A 20,137-nucleotide genomic window follows, 5' to 3' on the forward strand; every position below is an offset into this window, starting at 1 on the left:
GTTATATTTACGGCGATGCGGGCCGGTAAAATTAGTAAAAAATTTAGCAATTACTTCCTGGGCCCGCTGCTTTTCAGCTGGCTCCTGTATTCCATCGGCAGGCAACTGCAGCACCAACCCCAGCTCCTGGAGTCCTGGGGAAGCATCCGCGCCTCTTTCCACTCACCCCGCATCGTTTACTTTATCGCGCTTTGCCTGCTGATGCTGGCCAATTGGGGCATCGAGGCGCTTAAATGGCGGATGCTGGTACGCCCCATCGAGCCCATCAGTTTCGGGCAGTCGTTCCGCGCCGTTCTGTCGGGCGTTTCTTTTTCGGTAAGCACACCCAACCGGGTCGGGGAGTACCTCGGCCGGATGCTGTACATGCCCGAAGGCAAGCGGCTCCAGGTGGTGGCCCTTACCCTGGTGGGCAGCCTGGCGCAGCTGTTGCTGACGCTCTGGGCCGGCACCATTGCGTTTATTTTCCTGTACGCAAAACTTACCGGCAGCGGGATGATGCATCCCTTCGTCTACCGGGTGGGGCTGGCCGCACTGGTGCTCGGGACCGGTGTTTTAACACTATTTTATTTTAACATCGCTGCTCTTGAAAAATGGCTGGAACGCTTGCTGCGCAAGGCTTCCTGGCTTTACCTGGTGGCGGCACTGAAGGAATTCGGCATGCAACGCCTGAGCCGTCTTTTGGGTCTATCTGCTGTCCGGTATGCAGTGTTCGTGGTACAGTACCTTTTAGCTTTTCGTTTGTTTTCGGTTGATGTATCATTGCTGCAGGCCGTTGGGGTAATGGGCCTGGTTTTTTTAGCACTGGCCATTATCCCGAGCGTGGTGCTCCTGGAAGTGGGCATCCGGGGCGAAGTAAGTCTCAAGCTCATCGGCCTTTTTTCGGCCAATAGCCTGGGGATAATAGTAACGACGGTCACGATCTGGCTCATCAACCTGGTGCTGCCGGCCCTGGCGGGTAGCCTGCTGATCCTGGGCGTCAAAATATTTAAAAAGCGATATGAGGAACGTTAAACCCCTTTTGGCTGCCGCACTCACCCTGACCGTTCTCGGCGGCCACGCCGGTAAAGAAGTGACGCCTGCCCAGGAAGGGACGGTGCATCCGGAGGATTTTTGCGGAACCCGCAATACGACCTTCCAGGATGGCGAGGTGCTTACCTACAATGTTTACTATTCCATCATCGGCATCTACGTAAACGCGGCCAATGCCCTCATCAACGTCAATACGGAGCGACTTAACAACCGGCCCGTATACCATATTACGGCCACGGGAAAAACCACGTCCTCGCTCGATTGGATATCGAAGGTGAACGACCGCTTCGAAACCTATATTGATACCGCCACGCTGCAGCCTTACAAGTTTGTTCGCAATATCCAGGAAGACAGCTACCGCAAGTACGAGTCGGTGACCTTCAACCGCAACGCCAACACGGCTATCACCAACGACGGTGTGTATAAGGTGCCGGGCTGCGTGCAGGATGTCATCAGCTCGCTCTACTACGCCCGCAACATCAACTTCGACAAGTACAAGCAGGGCGACAAGATCTCGTTCAACATGTTTCTCGACAACGAGGTGTACAGCATGTATATCCGCTACGAGGGCCGCGATAATATCAAGACCAAGTACGGTAAGTTCCGCGCCATCAAGTTCAAGCCCCTGCTCATCAAGGGCACCGTGTTTGATGGCGGCGAAAAGATGACCGTGTGGGTGAGCGACGACGAAAACCGCATCCCCCTCCGCGTGGAAACGCCGCTCAAAGTGGGCTCGCTCAAGGTGGATATGATGGGCTATCAGAACCTGCGGTATCCGCTGAGCAGCCTGAAAAGTTTGCGCTAGATCTCGCTCAGCGCAAATTCTCTTCCCATCCGCACTCCTTTCTCCGTCATCACCACCTCGCAGCATTCGCGCTGGTGATCATGCTCGAAGAAGAGCACGTAATTGTTTTCCGCGGCCTCGGTGAGGAAGCCTTTCTTTTCCGTGAGCGTCATCAGGGGGCGGGTATCGTAAGCCATCACGTAAGCGATGGGAATATGGCCCGCGGAAGGAAGCAGGTCGGCCATGTATACGATCGTGCGGCCCTTGTAGTGGATCTGCGGCAGCATCATCTTTTCGGTATGCCCGTTAACGAAGCGCACATTGAAATGATCCGCGAAGGGCTGCGTGGCCAGCCGCCCGTCGACAGCCTCGGGCGCCTGCAGGAACTTCAGCTGCCCGCTTTCCTGGATGGGCAGGATGTTCTCCTTCAGAAAAGATGCCTTCTCGCGGTCGTTGGGACTGACGGCCCAGTTCCAGTGCTTTTCATTGCTCCAGTAGGTGGCGTTCGCAAAGGCCGGCACCAGCTTGTCGCCCTGCCGCTCGATAGAGCCGCCGCAGTGGTCGAAGTGGAGGTGCGTGAGAAAAACATCGGTAATGTCCGACCGGTGAAAGCCGTGCGCGGCAAGGCTCTTGTCGAGCGTATCGTCGCCGTGCAAATAATAATGCCCGAAGAACTTCTCATCCTGCTTGTTGCCGATGCCGTTGTCTACGAGGATCAGCCGCGCGCCGTCTTCGATGAGCAGGCAGCGCATGGCCCAGGTGCACAGGTTGTTGGCGTCGGGTGTATTGATCTTTTGCCAGATGGTTTTGGGCACCACGCCAAACATGGCGCCGCCATCGAGTTTAAAGTTGCCCGTATTAATACTATAAAGATTCATAAAGGTTCTGGGGTTCTGAGGTTCTGGGGTTGTTATCAGCGGGCCGCGCGCTGCTTTTGCAGGGTAAGGTACAGGCCGGCGAGGCCGATGGCGAAGAAGAGCACCAGCGTCAGCACCGAGTTGCGTTGCGAGCCGGTGAGCTCGATGATGCCGCCGAAGGAAAGCATCCCGATCACGATGGCGATTTTCTCGGTTACGTCGTAGAACGAAAAGAAAGAAGTAGTGTCGCGGGTTTCGGGCATCAGCTTGGCATAGGTGCTGCGGCTGAGGCTCTGGATGCCGCCCATGACAAAACCCACCGCCGCGGCGAGCCCGTAGAACTCGTAGATGCCGCCCACCGGCAGCAGGTAGCCGATCACGCAGAGCAGGATCCAGAACACCACGCAGCACATGAGCGCCTTGATGTTGCCGATCTTTTCCGACAGCCGTGAAATAACCAGCGCTCCCGGCACCGCGATGAGCTGGATCAGCACGATGGAGATGATCAGGTTGGTGGTGGGAATCCGCAGCTCGCTTTTGCCATAGAGAGCGGCCGCCAGCATCACCGTCTGCACCCCCATATTATAGAAGAAGAAGGAAGCCAGGAAGCGTTTCAGCACAGGGATGTGGGCCAATTGCCCCAACACCTTGCGCAGCTCCTTGTAGCCACCGAGCAGGGCCTCCCGGGGTACGTCGCGCACCACCGGGCTGGGCAGGGTGCGGAGCGGTATCTGCGCAAAGCCGAACCACCAGAGCGCCACCGCGAGAAAGGAAGCCTGGAACTCGATATAGCTGCCTTTACCGCCACCGCCAAGCAGGCCGGGGAAGAACACGAACACAAAGCAGATGATCTGTAATAACACCGACCCTACGTATCCATAGGAGAAGCCGCGGGCCGATACCCGGTCGCGGTCCTGCGGCGCGGCAATCTCGGGGAGGTAGGAGTTATAGAACACCAGCGACGACCAGTAGCCGATGCAGGCAACCACCATGCAGGCGATGCCGATGGCGAGGAAGTGCGGGTAGTTGGGCGTGAAGAAGAATAGCCCCGCGCAGGCCAGCGATCCAATGGTGAGGAAGAAGCCCATAAAGGTCTTCTTGTTGCCCCGCGTATCCGCAATGGAGGAAAGCAACGGCGACAGCAGCGCCACCACCATAAAGGCCACGGCAAGCGCATAGTTGTACAGCGCCGTATTCACGAAGGTGCGGCCCAGGAAGGTGACCTTGTCGTTGATCACGTTGCCGGCGGCGTCGGTTTTGGAGGTGATGCCCTCGTAGTAGGCGGGGAAGATCGTGGAGGTGATGACCAGGTTGTAGGCACTGTTGGCCCAGTCGTACATCGCCCAGGCGTTGATCACTTTTTTGGGGGCGGTCACTTGTGTCGTGCCTTCCGGGGCGGGCGCAATTGCGGTCGATTCCATGCAGCAATTTTTGGAGGTACTAAAGTAAGTGGTGGCACGCACAAACCGCGGAAAACGTCCGGAGCAATGCGAAGCATTGCTCCGGACGTCATTGCGAGCGCAGCGAAGCAAGCTCCACGACCTTAGGACAGGCCGTAACCTGAAAGTGCTCCCATTACGGCTTCTTCGGGCTACCAACAACCTGCGTAACGCCGGAGTTTGCTTCGCTACGCTCGCAATGACGGTAAAAGCCTCGTTTTGCGAGGCTTTTACCGTATCAGTTCTGCGTTTTCCGCGTGCTATAATTTCCCGGCCGCGATCAGCGCCAGCAGCACGGCGCCCAGCACGATGCGGTAAATCCCGAACATGCGGAAGCCATAGCGCTTCAATACGGCGATAAAGAATTTGATGGCGGCGAGCGCCACGATGAAGGCCACCACGTTACCCACCGCGAAGGCTTTGATGTTTTCGGAAGAGGCCGTGATGAGCTCGTAGCCCTTTTGCTTCATGCCGTTGCCCGTGTCCCACTTCTTCAGCAGCACGGAGTACAGGGTGGCGGCGGCCATGGTAGGGACCGCGAGGAAGAAGGAGAATTCGGCGGCGAAGTTGCGGGTGAGGCGCTGCTGCATCCCGCCGATGATGGAGGCGGCCGAGCGGCTCACACCCGGGATCATGGCCAGCACCTGCCAGAGGCCGATAACCAGTGAGCGGCTGTAGGTCAGGTGTGTGTCTGCTTCGATGAGTTCCTTCTTCGTGGTTTCCGCCGCCAGCAGGTCGGAGCCGGGCGCCGCGGTGGGCTGCGGGAAAAGGCGGTCAATGAACAGCAACACAAAGCCGCCCAGCAGCAGGCTGATGGCCACGATAGACTGGCTGGCGAGCATGGTGTCGAGCGCATCGTTGAACAGGAAGCCGAAGAGCAGGGCCGGGATGACGCCGATGGCCAGCTTGGCATAAAACTCCCAGTGCGTAAACTGGAAGAACTTGCGCCAGTACACCAGCACCACGGCCAGGATGGCCCCTAGCTGGATGGCTACCTCGAAAACCTTGGTAAAAGCGCTCTCCTCGATCCCCAGGATAGAGGAGGCGATGATCATATGGCCGGTGGAGGATACGGGCAAAAACTCGGTCACGCCCTCAACGACGGCGATGATAATGGCTTCAACAATAGTCATTATTGCTCCTTAACGTTCTGCTTGACAGGTGTTGCGGACTTGCGGAAGAGGGCGTAGATCTCGATCACGAGGCCGGCCAGGATCACGATGGGGGCCAGGGTGATGCGGCGGAAGCCGTATACTTCGTCTTTATTGAAAACGTTGGGGTCCTCGCTGCGGCCGCCGGCCATCAGCAGGAAGCCGAGGATGATCACGGCGGCGCCGATACCCATCCACATCAGGTTTTCACGGCCGAAAAGCGGCTTGTCACTCAGGTGCAGCTCCTCGCGGGCAGCGGGGCGGCGGGTGGTTGTAGAAGAAGAAGTAGCCATAGGTCGGGCAAGTTAGGGAGAATATCGAATATCGATCAAGGAACAACGAAAGGAGAATGAAGGGGAGAATGTTAATATTCAATAATCAATGTTCAATATTCAAGGCTCGGGGTTTGCGTCATTCCTTTATCATTGATTTATTGAACATCGATTATTTAACGCGAAAAGCCCCGCCACCGGCAGGGCTTTGCTATTTCGAATTTCGATATTCCCTGATCGATATTCGATATTCAATAGAGTTCGTCCAGCTTCATCCGCAGGTACTTCAGCACACTCCGATACGTACTGAACAGCGTAATACTGACCCCGATTACCAGCAGGCCCAGGAAGAGCAGCAGGAACAGGTTGGTGTCGAACAGCGCGTTCATGCCGGGAAAGAAGCCCTCGAGGAGGCGGATGACGATATAGAGCACCGCCGTGGCGATGGCCGCGCTGAGCGCTCCGTTGATCACCGCGCGGATATTGAGCGGGCGGGCGATGAAGCCGCGCGTGGCGCCTACCATCTGCATCGTCTTAATAAGGAAGCGGTTGGAGAACATCGCCAGGCGGATGGTGTTGTCGATGAGGATAATCACCATGATGCTTACCCCGATGACGATGGCCAGCAGGATCAGCGAGGCGATGCGGAAGTTGCGCTGCATGGAGCCCACTACGGCCTTTGAGTACTGCACTTCATCCACGATCGGGTTCTGCTGCAGGCGCGTCTTGATGTTCATCAGCTGCGTGGAATCCACGAACTCCTCCTTCAGGTTGAAGTTGATGGAATTGGGCAGCAGGTTGTTGTCGAGGAACTCCGAAAAGTCTTCGTTGCCGCTCTTCACCCATTCTTTCTTGGCGGCTTCCTTGTCGGTGTAGCGTACGGTCTTTACCGCGGGGAGGGCGGCGATGGAGTCCTGCAGGAGGGCCCGGTCGCGGTCGTTGATACCGTTCTTCAGGTACACCTGCACCTCGATGCTCTCCTTATAGTATTGCATCAGCTTTTTGGCGTTGATGCCCAGCCAGCCGAGCACGCCCAGGAGGAACAGGACCAGGGTCACGCCGAGTACCGACATGAAATAAGAAGGTTTGCCACGCTTGAGGGATGCTCTACCGGATTGTGCCATGCGAACGATTTGGAGTGGAACAAAAATAGCGGATTGCGACCAACGGCAAGGAGCCGCGGCTTAAAGCTTTGTCAAAACGGAAGGGCGCAAGGGCTAAATTTGCCCCTCTAACGACGGAAGCCCGGCCGATATTGCCGGGCCGCTCCGCCGGCAATTTCAAACCAGAAGCCGCCGCAGCACCCACGAACACCCGGCCACGGAGGTTCCGCCGGCGCCCGCGCGGCAACAGCGAAAACAAGCAATGGAGTATAATTTCAGAGCGATCGAGCAGAAATGGCAGCAGCAGTGGGCCGACAGCGGCGCCTATAAAGTGAGCAACGAATCGTCGAAGCCGAAGTTCTACGTGCTCGACATGTTTCCCTACCCCAGCGGCGCCGGCCTGCATGTGGGCCACCCGCTTGGCTATATCGCCTCCGACATCTTTGCCCGCTACAAGCGCAACAAGGGCTTCAACGTGCTGCACCCCATGGGCTACGACGCCTTCGGCCTCCCCGCCGAGCAATACGCCATCGAGCACGGCGTGCACCCCGCCGTGAGTACCGCCAAAAACATCGCCACCTTCCGCTCGCAGCTCGATAAGATCGGCTTTTGCTTCGATTGGAGCCGCCAGGTGAACACCTCCGAGCCGCGCTATTACAAATGGACGCAGTGGATCTTCCTGCAGCTGTTCAACAGCTGGTACAACCGCCGGACGAACCGCACCGAAAAGATCGATACGCTCATCGCGGCTTTCGAAAAGGAGGGCAATGCATCCCACCCGCTGCCCGCCTTCGGAAAGGCTCAGGCTGACAACGGGCCGGATTTCCCCGAAAAGTTCACGGCCGGTGAATGGAAGGCTTTCGATGAAAAAACGAAGATGGCCATCCTCATGGAATACCGCACCGCCTATTGCGGCTACGGTGAGGTGAACTGGTGCGAAGCCCTCGGCACCGTGCTGGCCAACGACGAAGTGGTGAACGGCGTAAGCGAGCGCGGCGGCTATCCCGTTATCAAAAAACGCCTCCGGCAGTGGTATCTCCGCATCACCGAGTACGCCGACCGCCTCCTCGAAGGCCTGCAGACCGTCGACTTCTCCGATGCGATGAAGGAGATGCAAAGCAACTGGATCGGGAAGTCGAGCGGCGCCGAAATTGACTTCGAGGTCGTTTCCCCTCTCCGCTCCGGAGAGGCAACCAAGCAAAGCGAAGGTTGGTCGCGGAGCGAGGGGGGTGAGGTCATCCGTGTCTACACAACCCGCCCCGACACCATCTTCGGCGTCGACTTCATGGTGCTCGCCCCCGAGCACGACCTCGTGCTGCAGATCGCCTCCGGCGAGCAACGTGCCGCCGTGGAAGAATACGTGGCCTACGTGAAGAGCCGATCCGAGCGCGAGCGCATGGCCGAGAAGAAGATCTCGGGTGTGTTCACCGGCGCTTACGTGCAGCATCCTTTCAGCGACAAAAAGATCCCCGTGTGGATCTCCGAATATGTGCTGGCCGGCTACGGCACGGGCGCCATCATGGCCGTGCCGAGCGGCGACGAGCGCGATCATAAGTTTGCCCGTCACTTCAATATTCCCATCACCAATATCTGGGGCGACGCCTACACCGGCGAAGACGCCGTTACCGACAAGAGCCTCGTGCTGCACGGGTCGGATTTCGTGAACGGCAAGACGGCGAAAGAGGCCATCGGGCTCGTGATCGACAAGCTGGTGGAAAAAGGCATCGGCATCCGCAAGATCAACTTCCGCCTCCGCGACGCGGCCTTCAGCCGCCAGCGCTACTGGGGCGAGCCCTTCCCCATCAAGTGGATCGACGGCGTGGCCTATCCCCTGGATGAAAGCGAGCTGCCGCTCGAGCTCCCGTACGTGGAGAAATACGGTCCCGGCCCCGAGGGTGAAGGCCCGCTGGCCAACGTGCCCGAGTGGACGGCGCAGCACCTCGAGACCAACACGATGCCGGGCTATGCCGGCTCCTCCTGGTATTTCCTCCGCTACATGGATCCGCACAACGACGCCGAGTTCTGCTCGAAGAAGGCATCCGACTACTGGCGCCAGGTTGACCTTTACGTGGGCGGCACCGAGCACGCCGTGGGTCACCTGCTGTATAGCCGCATGTGGACGAAGTGCCTGTTTGATCTTGGATTGATTTCGTTTGACGAGCCGTTTAAGCGCTTGCTTAACCAGGGGATGATCCAGGGCTCAAGCCGGTTTGTGTATCGTTTGTCGTTGGCTCCAGAGTTCGCGCAGCCCGAGCTCGATAATGGAATTGTTTCTCCTACTGTGTTAGTATCAAAGACGTTTGTTGATAATTACGACAGCTCAGAAGTGCAAACTTTTTTAGAAAAGAAATTAGCCGAGCTGGATCTACAAGCGGCTTACTCCGGGGTGGTAAAATCCTTTTATCAATTTGACAAGCCGGTTCCTTTGCATGTTGACGTAAATCTTGTTGATGGAGTAGAGTTAGATATCGAAGCTTACAGAAACTGGAAACCAGACTTTAAGAGCGCAATCTTTATTTTGGAAGACGGCACTATCTCCCTCCCCCTAGGGGAGGGCCGGGGTGGGGTCTCTTCGGAAAGCGGTGAGACAGCCCGGGGTGGTGTTTATATCTGTGGCGTCGAAGTCGAAAAGATGTCCAAGTCCAAAGTCAACACCGTCAACCCCGACGTACTCGTTGAAAAATACGGCGCCGACACCTTCCGCATGTACGAGATGTTCCTCGGCCCGGTGGAGATGTCGAAGCCCTGGGATACCAAAGGCATCGAAGGCGTGCACCGCTTCCTCAAAAAACTCTGGCGCCTTTTCTACAACGAAGGCGGACTGCAGGTTACCAACGAAGCGCCGACGAAAGACGAACTCAAGACGCTGCACAAAACGATCAGGAAGATCGAGGAAGACACGGAGCGCTTCTCCTTCAATACGGCGGTGTCTACGTTCATGATCGCCGTCAACGAGCTCACGGATCTCAAGTCTTCGAAGAAGGATATTCTTTCTCCGCTGCTGGTGCTGCTGACACCCTATGCCCCGCACATCGCGGAGGAACTCTGGGCGGCACTCGGCAACAGCGACTCCGTGCTCGACGCGCCCTTCCCGAAGTTCGAAGCCGAATACCTCGTGGAGTCTTCGAAGGAATACCCGGTCTCGATCAACGGCAAGAACCGCACGCAGATCAACATCGCCCTCGACGCCACCGAAGAACAGGTGAAGGAGATCGTGCTGGCCAACGAGATCGTGCAGAAGTGGATGGAAGGCAAGCCGCTGAAGAAGCTCGTTTTTGTAAAAGGACGGATGGTGAATCTCGTGGTTTGATCAACTTTGAAATATGTTTTAGTAGAAGGAGGGCCTTGCGGCCCTCTTTTTTTCGCGAAGGCACGACGGCGCAACGGCACAACGAATAATATTCAGAGGCAGGACGGCGCCGTAAGCAAGTGTAAAAAATAAACGTCGTGTCTTCGTGCCGTCGTGCCGTCGTGACCCAAGGCCGCCTGCGGCCAAAAAGTCCCGGAAAACTCCGCAAACCCCTCCGCGATCGCCGGAAGGCTTCCGGAAAAGTCTTTAAGCCCCCCTTCGATCGACACAGGTGTTCCGGAAAACTCTTTGGTGCCGCCTTCGATCGAAGGAGGCTTTGCCGGAATTCCATAACTGCCTCCCGCGAACGCGACCGGGCTTCCCGGAAATCCGGGAAGGCTTGCCGCGTTCGAAGGAAGGATCCCGGGAAATCCCGGAAGGCTTTCTTCGTCTGAAAGAAGGGTTCCCGGAAATCCGGGAAGGCTTCGTTCGTCCGACGGACCCTTTCCCGGAAATCCGGGAAGGGTTGCGTTGAACGCGTAAGGGGTTCATTGATAGTGTATTGTGTGTGTTTTCAGGCGCGTCATTGCGAGGAGGCTACCCAACAGTGCCGTCATTGCGAGGAGGCGAGCGGAGCTAGACGACGAAGCAAGCTTCTGATCTATGGGACAACTGCGTTGCTTCGGCTTAGGGCAGTGCCATAGATGGGAGATTGCTTCGCTCCACTGCGTTTCGCTCGCAATGACGGCTCTAAAGAAGCGCTGCGCTCGCAATGGCAGCCTTGAAGCGGCAGTGGAACAGGCGCCCAATCTTTAAGCCCCCTTTCGCAAACAAAAGCATGCCTTTTGCTGTTTTTCCGGAAAGCATTTTCATGGCTTACCCGAACCTGACCCTCATCAGCGCCCTCCGCAACGCGGCCCGGCAGCTCCGCGGGGGCGCGCCCTATGCCTGGGGCGACCACGGCTCCTGCAACTGCGGCCACCTGCTGCAGGTGGTGACGCACCTGAGCCGCGAGGAGATCCTGCGGCATGCCCGCACCGGCATCGGCGAGTGGACCGAGATCGCCGAAGACTATTGCGGCGTTACCGAGGCTCCCGTCACCCTGCTGATGAGCCGCCTCGAGGCCATCGGCCTTACCCCCACCGATATCCATTGCCTGGAATATCTGCAGGACCGCGCCGTGCTCGGGCGCCTGCCCGGCGGCTTCCGCTGGCTGCAGAAGAATGTGCGCGCAGACGTCATCCTGTATTTCGAAACCTTCGCTGATTTACTCGAAGAGCAGCTGCTGCCGCGGGTGGATATTTCGCTTGCGCTGCCGAAGCCCGATCTTTGCCCACATGCGCACGGAAGAATTTCTACAGAAGCTGCAGGGGCAGCACATTGAGCCGGTGGTGCCGCTTGCGCCCGGCGATAAGCTGCTGCGGATGAACCTGACGGCCGAAAACAGCGCGCTCAACGCAGAAACGTTTACGAGCACCGACCGCTTCTCGGCCTGGGTGGAAGACCTGCTGCACCGCGAAGGCGCCCGCTACGGCGTGGGCGGCTGGGGCGAGCACCGCACCATCTATGCCCGCAGCGAAAAATTCGATACCGGCGAGGAGCCGCGTCGCCTGCACCTGGGCATCGACATCTGGGGAGCCGCGGGCACGCCCGTATCGGCACCGCTGGCCGGCACGGTGCACAGCTATGCCATCAACCGGGCCTTTGGCGATTACGGCGGCACCGTAATTCTGCAGCACAACGTAAACGGCTTTGTGTTTCATACGCTTTACGGGCACCTGAGCCACGCTTCGGTCGCCGGCAAGACGGAGGGCGCGCCGGTAGCCGCGGGTGCGCAGATCGCCACCTTCGGCATCCCCGAAGAAAACGGCCAGTGGCCGCCGCACCTGCACTTCCAGGTGATCATCGATATGCAGGGACATTGGGGCGACTACCACGGCGTGTGCCGCTTTTCGCAGCGGGAACGCTGGCTGGAGAATTGTCCCGATCCCGACGTGCTGCTGCGGATGATGGCGCGGGCGGTGTAAGAAAGTGGGATGCCCGGCTGGTATCAGCGAACGATCTTGTAGTTGAACATACCGGTGCCGATGTGCCCGTAAAGCACCACCCAGAGCGGCACGATCGCCTCCATGGTGCGGGCGAGCGAAATACCTCCAAGGTCGCGGATGTGCGCGCTTTCCCAGTTGAAGTTTTCTTCGAGAAACTTGCAGACGTATGCTTTGGCGGAGGTGCTGTCGCCGCAAAGAAAAAGTTCGTGGTCGCCGCTGTTAACCTGGCGGGCGTCTACCATCAGCTGGCAGTTCATGGTGTTGAGCGCCTTGACGATGTGCGAGCCCGTGAGTGCATGCTGCATCTGCTCGCCGAGGGAAACGTCCTGGTATTCTTTCAGGATCCGCGGCGGCATTCCCTGCGAAAAGTCGAGCGGGTTGGTAACGTCGATCACGATCTTGCCGCGCAGGTTATCAACGCCGGCCATATGTATGGCGTGCAGCGTGGCGCCGCCGTGGGTGGCTACGAAGATCAGCTCGCCGAAGTCGGCGGCATCGGCAAAGGAGCCGTGGGATGCATCGGGGCCGGCCTTCTTCGCCCAGGCGGCCGCTTTTTCGTTGCCGGCGCTGCGGCTGCCCATGCAGGTGGAATGTCCTTGATGTACCAACGCGGTGGCCAGTGTTTCGCCCACCATACCCGTTCCCAATACGCCGATTTTCATCTGGATCTGGTTTCAGTTAAGTTACGAAAAGTACGGCGATCGTTTGCCCATCCATGAAAGATGAATTTGCCCGCAAATGCTGCTGCAGCCCGGCTTTTTGGGTTGAAATAAAAATGCTCCGGAGCACGGGCGTCCTGGACGCGGCACCCCGGAGCAACAGAGGCATTTTAAGTTTATCCTGCCTGGTAAGCAGCCGCGAACTCCGGCGCGAAATCCTCGAGCTTGTGCTTGCCCACCGGCTGGTGCTTGCCGTTGAAATAGTCGCCCTGCATCTTGCCCGTGCGGATGGCGGCGCCCATCTCCACGTAGTTCTTCGCGATTTCTTCGGGTACACCCGCGCCGCGCATGCCACCGAGGCTGTCTTCGTCGGAGAAGCCGACCCAGGGCAGTTCCGGCTTGCCGATGACCTTGCCGATAGCGCCCGCAACCTCGCCGCCGGTGCGCACGTCGCTAACTACGTACTGCACGCCGTGCCCGGTGAAGGAGCGCTGCTCCAGTGCTTTTGCAGCTACGTCGGCGATGTCTTCCGGGTGCGCCATCACCAGCTGTGCCTGCGCGTCGCCGTTGTTGCCGCCGATGATGCCGGCGCCTTTTACCATACCGATGCTGCTGAAGAAATTGGTGTAGAAGTAACCTGCACGAAGGTGCAGTACGTTGACTCCTTCCAGTTTATTGAAGTCCTGCTCTACGTAGTACAAGCCACTTACGGGTCCGCAACCTTCGGGCTGGTCGGCGCCGACAGAGCTCAGGTTCACCACGTATTGCACGCCGCTGGCCTTGATGGCTTCGGCATAGCCGCGGCCTACGCCGGCGATCCACTGCTTCCAGTCGCCCTGTACGCCGAAGTTGGGCGGCACCATCGTATAAATGGCATCGGCGCCGCGGAAGGTCTCCGTGAGGAAAGCCACGTCTTCCACCGAGCCGATGGCGGCATGCGCCCCTTTGTCGGTGAGGGGCTTCAGGTTTTCAGCATTGCGTCCAACCACGGTGACATCATGACCGGAGGCGAGCAGGGTTTCGGCGAGGGGGCGGGTAATATGACCGGCGGCGCCAAGGAGAACGAATTTCATAATAAAGGCTTTTTAGGGGGTATAAAAGTTTAGAAGTTTTGTTGTTTTCCAGGCAGGAATACTCTTCGATAATTGTATATACAACTGAATTTTTAAAAAAATAGTTACCCGTCCAGGCGGTCGGCGAGGCTGCCCATGGTGCCGAGCAGGCGGCCCGCCTCCTGGGGGTTGAGCAGGCGGTCGCAATGACCGTAAAAGACTTCCATACAGGTGTTCATTTTGGGTTGCAATTCGCGTGCTTTCGGGGTAGGGTAGACATTCGTCAGTTTACCTTCCGTGGTGCGCACGATGAGTTTTTTCTCCTCCAGTTTCTGCATGAGACGCGTGATGGTGCTGGGTTGCAGCTGCAGCTGGCTGGCAAGGGCGCCGGGCTGGATGCCGGGCGTTTCGAGCACCGCCAGCAGGAGGTAGGCATGCGAGGGCGAGAGGCCCACAGGCTTCCAGCTGTCTGCCGCCAGCTTCTCCACCTTGCGGGCAAGGGCGCCGCTCATGAAGTAGAGGCATTGGGCGAATTTGCTGTTGGATGCTTTCATGCTGGGAACAAAGGTAAGATACGGTCATTTGCATATACAAATAAATTTTTGCAACAGTTCCTTAACGAGTTTCCGACCGTCATTGCGGTGCTTTTTCGGTAACTTTAACGCATGTCCAACCCCAATTTAGTGTCGGGTAAAGAAGGCCTGACAGCGGCGGAGAAGGAGTTTGAGAACAACATCCGCCCCAAGGAAATAGAAGACTTCTCCGGGCAGCCCCAGATCATCGAGAACATCAAGATTTTCATCAAGGCGGCCAAGATCCGCGGCGAGGCACTCGACCATGTGCTCTTCCATGGTCCCCCGGGACTGGGCAAGACCACGCTCTCCCGCATCGTAGCCAATGAGCTCGGCGTGAACATCAAGGAAACCTCCGGCCCGGTGATCGAGAAGCCCGGCGACCTGGCGGGCCTGCTTACCAGCCTCCAGCCCAACGACGTGCTGTTCATCGACGAGATCCACCGTCTTTCCACCATCGTGGAAGAGTATCTCTACTCGGCGATGGAAGACTATAAGATCGACATCATGATCGACTCGGGCCCGAATGCCCGCTCTATCCAGATCAACCTGGCGCCCTTTACGCTCATTGGGGCCACCACCCGCTCGGGCCTGCTGACGGCGCCGCTGCTCTCGCGCTTCGCCATCAAGAGCCGCCTGGAGTATTACGATGCAAAGACGCTTACGGCGATCATCCTGCGTGCAGCCGAGATCCTGAAAGCTGAGATCACGGCCGAGGCCGCCGGTGAGATCGCCCGCCGCAGCCGCGGTACCCCGCGTATCGCCAACGGCCTGCTGCGCCGCGTGCGCGACTTCGCGCAGGTGCTCAACGATTCAATGATCGACATCGGCATTACCCAGCATGCGCTTCGTGCCCTCAACGTAGACGAGCATGGGCTGGATGAGATGGACAACCGCATCCTGTCGGCCATCATCGAGAAATTCAAGGGCGGTCCCGTTGGCATCACCACCATCGCCACGGCGGTAGGCGAGGAATCGGGAACGATTGAAGAGGTTTATGAGCCGTTCCTTATCCAGGAAGGATTCCTGCAGCGCACGCCGCGTGGGCGCGAGGCTACGGAAAAAGCATATAGCCACCTGGGAAAGATGCGGCCGAAATTCGGCGGCACCGGTGATCTGTTCTCAAGCGAATTATCACGATAACTACATTGCCATTGCGCGTATGCGTTTGCACAAAAGCCCCGCACTGCGGGGCTTTTGTCATCCTGAGCGAAGCGAAGGATCTAAGGTGGCGATGATAGAAAATTGTTCAGACAGTTCGAAAGTGTGCTTCTGTGCCGGCCCTTTCCTATGCGCAAGCTCAGATGCTTCGCTCCGCTCAGCATGACAAAGGCAGGCCAGAGGCCTGCCTTTGTGCGTCCCATACGGGCGTTTATTTATGCACCACCAGCCGGAATCCATTCCCGTGAATATTCACGATCTCGATCTGTGAATCGTCGCGGAGGTATTTGCGCAGCTTGGCGATGTACACGTCCATCGAGCGGCCGTTGAAATAGGTGTCGGAGCCCCAGATGCGCTTCAGGGCCTGCTCGCGGGGGAGGAGGTCGTTGAGGTGCTCGCAAAGCATCTTCAGCAGCTCGTTCTCTTTCGGGGAGAGGGTCTGGGTGCGGCCGTCCTTGCTGAGCTCGCGGAGCTTCGGGTTGAAGTGGTACGAGGCGAGATCGTATTCGCGGTTTTCGTTCTCGCGGTTGATCTCCTCGTTGCGCTTCAGGATGGCCTTGATCTTATGCAGCAGCACCTCCGAATCGAAGGGCTTGGTGATATAGTCGTCGGCGCCCAGCTTGTAGCCCTGGATGATGTCTTCCTTCATCGTTTTGGCCGACAGGAAGAACAGGGGTACGTCGGGGTTGATGTCGCGGATCTCTTCGGCCAGCGTAAAGCCGTCCATATTAGGCATCATCACGTCGAGCAGGCAGAGGTCGAAGGGCTCCCGCTGGAAGGCGGCAAGTCCCAGGCGACCATCGCGCTCCAGGGTAACATCATAATCGTTCAGCTCCAGGTAATTCTTCAGTACACTTCCCAGGTTCGGATCGTCCTCGCACAGGAGGATCTTCGCTTTCTTTCCTTCCATGTTATCTAGGGGTTTATTTCTGCTTAAAGGTAACGGATTCCCGTTTACAGGGAGCCGTTAGCCGTGTAATGCAAAAACGACACCAGTTAAGGATGAGTAAGGAAAAGAAGGTTTGGAACCGCGAAGGCAATAAGAAAAGAAGATGCTACGCCAAGGAAGGTTCTGGGTTTCTAGGGTTCTGAGGTTCTTGGGTTGGTTTGAAGTCAGCCGCGATAGACCAGCGTTCAAAACACAAAAGTCCAGCCGCAGGCGGGACCTTTTCAAATGTATTCCTTAGCGAAACGCTTATTCACCTTCTTTTCTTAGCGGTGAAAAACGCTTCTTTCCCTTCAAAACCTTCCAGGGACATGCCTGTCTCCGCTACTGCTGCGCTTTCAGCAGCACGGCCAGCTTCCTGAAGCTCTCATAAGGTCCCTTGTCGGCGAAGGCATTGGCTACCCAGGCCGGGATGCTGCCGCCGGGCTCGGCTTCGAAGATGTAAACGATACCGAGCGTGCCGGGCGCTTTTTGTGTTACGTTCCAGGTGATATTGGATTTGGTGACGCGCACCTTGCCTTCCTGCAGTGGCACCATGCCGCCGACACCCGACTCGGTGAGGCGCAGCCAGCGGCCCTGCGGGTCGCGCTCAATGCGGGCCCGCACCACGGCGTCGCGGTTCTGCAGCGGCCAGGGGATGGCCGTCTCGGAGTAATAGTAATAATCGTTGGCGTCGGTGCGCTTCAGGATGTAGGCCTGTTTGTTTCCATACACCCAGTTGCGGAAGCCAGCCACATTGCCCAGCACTTTGGTGAAGCTTTCGAAGCTTCCCGCGAGGTCGCACTCCACCTTGATGTTGCGGAAGCCGCTGCCTTCGGATTGGTATACTTTGATCCCGTCGCGGTTACGGGTGAGCTTCCAGCCCTGCGCCCCGGCGAACACCGGCGCCAGGAGAAACAGGAGCGGGAGGGCAATAAATAAACTGCGTTTCATAGGCAACGCAAAGATCCGACATTAAAAATATAGTTTATGTTAACGACGGGTGCTCAGGAAGCCTTTTTCGTCTACCTGAAGCAGTGATTCCGCCTGCAGGTAATCAAGCACGCTGAAGAGCTTTTCGCGCGACACATCTTTGAGCTGTCCCTGCAGCCCGTCGATGGTGAGCGCCGCCGTGGTAACAGCCGTGGTTACGCGCTCGCGGATTGCGGCAAACTCATCGGCGCTGAGCGGTGCCTTGCGGCGGGCGATACAGGTGTCGCAGATACCGCAGGGTTGTGAGTCCTTTTCTCCGAAATAGCGGTTGATGAATACGGAGCGGCATTCTGCAGAGCAGGTGTAGGCGATCATCTGTGCCACGCGCGCGCGGAACGCGTCGCGGCGTGCCTCGTAAGGGCCGGGGTTGATGCGGAAGTCGGTGGCGTTGACGCGGTGCCGGCGAAACACGATCTGCGGATCTTCGTTTTGCGGCACGTACTCGAGCACGGCAAAGGAATGTGCGCGCCGGAGTCCTGATTTCACTTCTTCCTCGTCAAGGTGCATCAGCTGCGCCACCTGCAGCTCGGAGATATATGTCGGAACGTCGAAAATGCCGGCATAGGTGCGCAACAACGTGGTGAGCAGGGGCTCTTCTTTGGGGTGAGCTTCCTGGAACTCCCGCAGGCCGTTCTTGTTCACCGTAAACGTGACGGTGGCGGGCGCAAAGCTGCGCTCGTTGAAGTCGAACCAGCCGTCGCCTTCCATCGCCTTGAGCGCATAAAGCGTGCGGTGCGGGTCGAGACCGAAAGCTTTTACGAAAGCATCGTAGTGAAACGTGAAGGACTGGTCCTGCCCGGTATAGGAAGGGATCTGCAAATAGTTGACCACGGCGCTGTACACCTCGCGGATCTGCTCCAGCGTGGGGTAGCGTTGCTCGTGCAGGCGCTCCAGGTCAGAGAGGTCCTGCTTCGTATACAGCAGCACCGCGTAGGAGCGCTTGCCGTCGCGGCCCGCGCGGCCGGCTTCCTGGTAATAAGCCTCGAGTGAGTCGGGCAGGTCGGCATGCAGCACGATCCGCACGTCGGGCTTGTCGATGCCCATGCCGAAGGCATTGGTGCATACGATGATGCGGGTTTTCCCATCGATCCAGTCCTGCTGCCGCCGTGCGCGCTCCTCCGAGCCGAGGCCGGCATGGTAGTGCTCGGTGCTGTGCCCGTGCATCCGCAGCAGGTCGGCGATCTCTACGGTGCGCTTTCGGCTTCGGGCATATACGATGCCGCTGCCGGGAACCTTGTTCAGTATTTCTACAAGCCGGGCCAGGCGGCTCTCCACCTCGATGGCCGAGTAGGAGAGGTTGGGACGGAGAAAGGACTGCCGGAAGATCTGCGGTTCGTGCAGCTGCAGCTTGTCGCAGATATCCTCCTGCACGGCCGGAGTGGCCGAAGCGGTGAGGGCAAGGAGCGGCACATCGGGCAGATCTTCGCGCAGGGCCGCGATGCGCAGGTAGGCCGGCCGGAAGTCGTAGCCCCACTGCGACACGCAGTGCGCCTCGTCAACGGCAATCAGGTTCACGTCGAGGGCCGGCAGGTATTCGAGAAAAAGGCTCGTTTCAAGCCGCTCGGGAGAAACATAGAGCAACTTGTACGGACCGTGCGCAACATTCTTGAGCGTTTGCACGATGGCTCTTCGCGACATGCCCGAGTAGATCGCCGCCGCCAGTATCCCGCGTTTCTTCAGGCCCTCCACCTGGTCTTTCATCAGCGCAATGAGCGGCGACACCACGATGCAGATGCCTTCACGCGCCAGCGCCGGCACCTGGTAGCAAAGGCTCTTGCCGCCGCCCGTGGGGAGGAGCGCCAGCGCATCCTTCCCGTCAAGCACGGCGCTGATGATGTCTTCCTGCATCGGCCGGAAGGCGTCGTAGCCCCAGTGGTCTTTGAGTATGTCGTGGATCGAAGGCAAATGAAGTTGAATAAGTGACGGAACCACAAAGAAAATAAGAAAAGAAGTTGTTACGCTAAGGAAAGGTTCTGAGGTTCTGGGGTTCTGGGGTTAGTTTGAAGCGGGTGCCGGATACCAGCAGTCAAAAAAAGGGGTAGTGCTCAGTTAAGTGTGTCATTTATTTATTCAGCCTGTCTCCGTACTTCAAAGTTAGCTCTGTACGGACGGTGGTCCATCCGAACATGGTGCCTTGCCACCTGGTGTTAGCATTTATGGTGGCCAGGTAGATTTGCTTGACGATAGCATCTTCGGAAGAGAACGCGCCTTTTGTCTTGGTGACTTTGCGCACCATGCGGTGGTAGCTCTCAATGGGATTGGTGGTATAGATGATTTTTCTGATAGCAGGCGAGTAGTTGAAGAACGTGCGGAGCCGCTCCCAATTGGCCCGCCAGCTTTTGAATATGATGCTGTACCTGGCACCCCACTTCTTTTCTGCTTCCTCCAGGTAGTGCAGGCCCATGGCGGCATTGACAGCTTTATAGACCTGCTTCAGATCACGCACAAAAGGCTTCAGGTCCTTCCAGTTCATGTACTTCATGGAGTTGCGCATCTGGTGCACCAGGCACAGCTGCACTTCGGTCTGGGGGAATAAGTCTTCTATGGCTTCTGCAAACCCCTTCAGGTTATCGATGCAGGCAATGCAGATGTCTTCCACGCCCCGGTGCCTGAGATCAGCGAGCACCGAGCGCCAGAAAGCCGCTCCCTCGTTTTCTCCAAAGTAAATGCCGATCACTTCCTTTTGCCCTTCCGTGGAAACGGCCAGTATGGAATAGATGGCCCGGGTCTTCACCACGCCGTCCTGGCGGACCTTGAAGTGGATGGCGTCGAGCCACACCACGGGATAAACGCTCTCCAGTAC

General features: G+C 57.7%; 18 protein-coding genes. 6 read left to right on the forward strand and 12 right to left on the reverse strand.

What is annotated here, in order from left to right; translation table 11 throughout:
- Window positions 1–15 precede the first annotated feature (15 nt).
- Window positions 16–1,011: a lysylphosphatidylglycerol synthase transmembrane domain-containing protein gene (locus EPD60_RS03445; protein WP_165871391.1), complete on the forward strand. Its 996-nt coding sequence runs from the start codon at window positions 16–18 to the stop codon at window positions 1,009–1,011.
- A complete protein-coding gene (locus EPD60_RS03450) occupies window positions 998–1,834 on the forward strand; it encodes a DUF3108 domain-containing protein (RefSeq protein ID WP_131446881.1) in 837 nt (278 codons plus the stop codon). Before EPD60_RS03445 ends, EPD60_RS03450 begins: the two co-directional genes overlap by 14 nt.
- Here the strand turns inward: EPD60_RS03450 and EPD60_RS03455 are convergent.
- From EPD60_RS03455 to EPD60_RS03475, 5 genes are all read right to left on the reverse strand, one after another.
- On the reverse strand, window positions 1,831–2,691 hold the full coding sequence (locus tag EPD60_RS03455; RefSeq protein ID WP_131446883.1) for an MBL fold metallo-hydrolase: 861 nt from the start codon (window positions 2,689–2,691) through the stop codon (window positions 1,831–1,833). The genes EPD60_RS03450 and EPD60_RS03455 overlap by 4 nt on opposite strands.
- 35 nt (window positions 2,692–2,726) lie before the next feature.
- Entirely contained in the window at window positions 2,727–4,091 is a 1,365-nt protein-coding gene (locus EPD60_RS03460) for an MFS transporter (RefSeq protein ID WP_131446885.1), read from the reverse strand.
- A gap of 278 nt (window positions 4,092–4,369) precedes the next feature.
- A complete protein-coding gene (locus tag EPD60_RS03465; protein ID WP_131446887.1) occupies window positions 4,370–5,242 on the reverse strand; it encodes an undecaprenyl-diphosphate phosphatase in 873 nt (290 codons plus the stop codon).
- Window positions 5,242–5,553: a DUF3098 domain-containing protein gene (locus tag EPD60_RS03470; protein ID WP_131446889.1), complete on the reverse strand. Its 312-nt coding sequence runs from the start codon at window positions 5,551–5,553 to the stop codon at window positions 5,242–5,244. Before EPD60_RS03470 ends, EPD60_RS03465 begins: the two co-directional genes overlap by 1 nt.
- Before the next feature lie 230 nt (window positions 5,554–5,783).
- Window positions 5,784–6,605: a cell division protein FtsX gene (locus tag EPD60_RS03475; protein ID WP_165871392.1), complete on the reverse strand. Its 822-nt coding sequence runs from the start codon at window positions 6,603–6,605 to the stop codon at window positions 5,784–5,786.
- A 292-nt stretch (window positions 6,606–6,897) separates the two neighbouring features.
- On the opposite strand from EPD60_RS03475, the gene EPD60_RS03480 reads away from it, so the two are divergent.
- From EPD60_RS03480 to EPD60_RS03490, 3 genes are all read left to right on the forward strand, one after another.
- Window positions 6,898–9,945, forward strand: a complete 3,048-nt coding sequence (locus EPD60_RS03480) for a leucine--tRNA ligase (RefSeq protein WP_131446893.1) — start codon at window positions 6,898–6,900, stop codon at window positions 9,943–9,945.
- A gap of 817 nt (window positions 9,946–10,762) precedes the next feature.
- A complete protein-coding gene (locus tag EPD60_RS03485) occupies window positions 10,763–11,308 on the forward strand; it encodes a hypothetical protein (protein WP_207896532.1) in 546 nt (181 codons plus the stop codon).
- Window positions 11,262–11,951, forward strand: a complete 690-nt coding sequence (locus EPD60_RS03490) for a peptidoglycan DD-metalloendopeptidase family protein (protein ID WP_131446895.1) — start codon at window positions 11,262–11,264, stop codon at window positions 11,949–11,951. The genes EPD60_RS03485 and EPD60_RS03490 overlap by 47 nt, the downstream gene beginning before the upstream one ends.
- Window positions 11,952–11,974: 23 nt before the next feature.
- Here EPD60_RS03490 and EPD60_RS03495 read toward each other — a convergent pair whose 3' ends face one another.
- From EPD60_RS03495 to EPD60_RS03505, 3 genes are all read right to left on the reverse strand, one after another.
- A complete protein-coding gene (locus EPD60_RS03495) occupies window positions 11,975–12,634 on the reverse strand; it encodes an NADPH-dependent F420 reductase (protein WP_131446897.1) in 660 nt (219 codons plus the stop codon).
- Window positions 12,635–12,807: 173 nt separating this feature from the next.
- The gene (locus tag EPD60_RS03500) at window positions 12,808–13,704 is read right to left on the reverse strand and encodes an NmrA family NAD(P)-binding protein (protein ID WP_131446899.1); all 897 of its coding nucleotides are present in this window, start codon (window positions 13,702–13,704) and stop codon (window positions 12,808–12,810) included.
- A gap of 104 nt (window positions 13,705–13,808) precedes the next feature.
- Window positions 13,809–14,237: a MarR family winged helix-turn-helix transcriptional regulator gene (locus tag EPD60_RS03505; RefSeq protein WP_131446901.1), complete on the reverse strand. Its 429-nt coding sequence runs from the start codon at window positions 14,235–14,237 to the stop codon at window positions 13,809–13,811.
- Window positions 14,238–14,348: 111 nt separating this feature from the next.
- On the opposite strand from EPD60_RS03505, the gene ruvB reads away from it, so the two are divergent.
- On the forward strand, window positions 14,349–15,398 hold the full coding sequence (ruvB, locus tag EPD60_RS03510; protein WP_131446903.1) for a Holliday junction branch migration DNA helicase RuvB: 1,050 nt from the start codon (window positions 14,349–14,351) through the stop codon (window positions 15,396–15,398).
- Between the two features lie 229 nt (window positions 15,399–15,627).
- On the opposite strand, the gene EPD60_RS03515 is transcribed toward ruvB, so the two are convergent.
- From EPD60_RS03515 to EPD60_RS03530, 4 genes are all read right to left on the reverse strand, one after another.
- Entirely contained in the window at window positions 15,628–16,326 is a 699-nt protein-coding gene (locus EPD60_RS03515; RefSeq protein ID WP_131446905.1) for a response regulator transcription factor, read from the reverse strand.
- A 360-nt stretch (window positions 16,327–16,686) separates the two neighbouring features.
- Window positions 16,687–17,295: an START domain-containing protein gene (locus tag EPD60_RS03520; RefSeq protein ID WP_131446907.1), complete on the reverse strand. Its 609-nt coding sequence runs from the start codon at window positions 17,293–17,295 to the stop codon at window positions 16,687–16,689.
- 39 nt (window positions 17,296–17,334) lie between these two features.
- Entirely contained in the window at window positions 17,335–19,239 is a 1,905-nt protein-coding gene (locus tag EPD60_RS03525) for a RecQ family ATP-dependent DNA helicase (protein ID WP_243647750.1), read from the reverse strand.
- A 157-nt stretch (window positions 19,240–19,396) separates the two neighbouring features.
- The coding region (locus EPD60_RS03530) for an IS256 family transposase (protein WP_131446909.1) at window positions 19,397–20,137 on the reverse strand (741 nt) is incomplete at its 5' end.

It is taken from the genome of Flaviaestuariibacter flavus (assembly GCF_004337505.1).
In the GTDB taxonomy this organism is placed as follows: domain Bacteria; phylum Bacteroidota; class Bacteroidia; order Chitinophagales; family Chitinophagaceae; genus Flavisolibacter; species Flavisolibacter flavus.

Bases quoted from the DNA above. Each gene is read 5' to 3' on its own strand.
- EPD60_RS03450 (WP_131446881.1), top strand. From the start codon at position 998: ATGAGGAACGTTAAACCCCTTTTGGCTGCCGCACTCACCCTGACCGTT.
- EPD60_RS03485 (WP_207896532.1), top strand. From the start codon at position 10,763: ATGCCTTTTGCTGTTTTTCCGGAAAGCATTTTCATGGCTTACCCGAAC.
- EPD60_RS03505 (WP_131446901.1), bottom strand. From the start codon at position 14,237: ATGAAAGCATCCAACAGCAAATTCGCCCAATGCCTCTACTTCATGAGC.
- EPD60_RS03460 (WP_131446885.1), bottom strand. From the start codon at position 4,091: ATGGAATCGACCGCAATTGCGCCCGCCCCGGAAGGCACGACACAAGTG.
- EPD60_RS03515 (WP_131446905.1), bottom strand. From the start codon at position 16,326: ATGGAAGGAAAGAAAGCGAAGATCCTCCTGTGCGAGGACGATCCGAAC.
- EPD60_RS03470 (WP_131446889.1), bottom strand. From the start codon at position 5,553: ATGGCTACTTCTTCTTCTACAACCACCCGCCGCCCCGCTGCCCGCGAG.
- EPD60_RS03465 (WP_131446887.1), bottom strand. From the start codon at position 5,242: ATGACTATTGTTGAAGCCATTATCATCGCCGTCGTTGAGGGCGTGACC.
- EPD60_RS03475 (WP_165871392.1), bottom strand. From the start codon at position 6,605: ATGTCGGTACTCGGCGTGACCCTGGTCCTGTTCCTCCTGGGCGTGCTC.
- EPD60_RS03445 (WP_165871391.1), top strand. From the start codon at position 16: ATGCGGGCCGGTAAAATTAGTAAAAAATTTAGCAATTACTTCCTGGGC.
- EPD60_RS03455 (WP_131446883.1), bottom strand. From the start codon at position 2,691: ATGAATCTTTATAGTATTAATACGGGCAACTTTAAACTCGATGGCGGC.
- ruvB (WP_131446903.1), top strand. From the start codon at position 14,349: ATGTCCAACCCCAATTTAGTGTCGGGTAAAGAAGGCCTGACAGCGGCG.
- EPD60_RS03500 (WP_131446899.1), bottom strand. From the start codon at position 13,704: ATGAAATTCGTTCTCCTTGGCGCCGCCGGTCATATTACCCGCCCCCTC.
- EPD60_RS03520 (WP_131446907.1), bottom strand. From the start codon at position 17,295: ATGAAACGCAGTTTATTTATTGCCCTCCCGCTCCTGTTTCTCCTGGCG.
- EPD60_RS03480 (WP_131446893.1), top strand. From the start codon at position 6,898: ATGGAGTATAATTTCAGAGCGATCGAGCAGAAATGGCAGCAGCAGTGG.
- EPD60_RS03490 (WP_131446895.1), top strand. From the start codon at position 11,262: ATGCGCACGGAAGAATTTCTACAGAAGCTGCAGGGGCAGCACATTGAG.
- EPD60_RS03495 (WP_131446897.1), bottom strand. From the start codon at position 12,634: ATGAAAATCGGCGTATTGGGAACGGGTATGGTGGGCGAAACACTGGCC.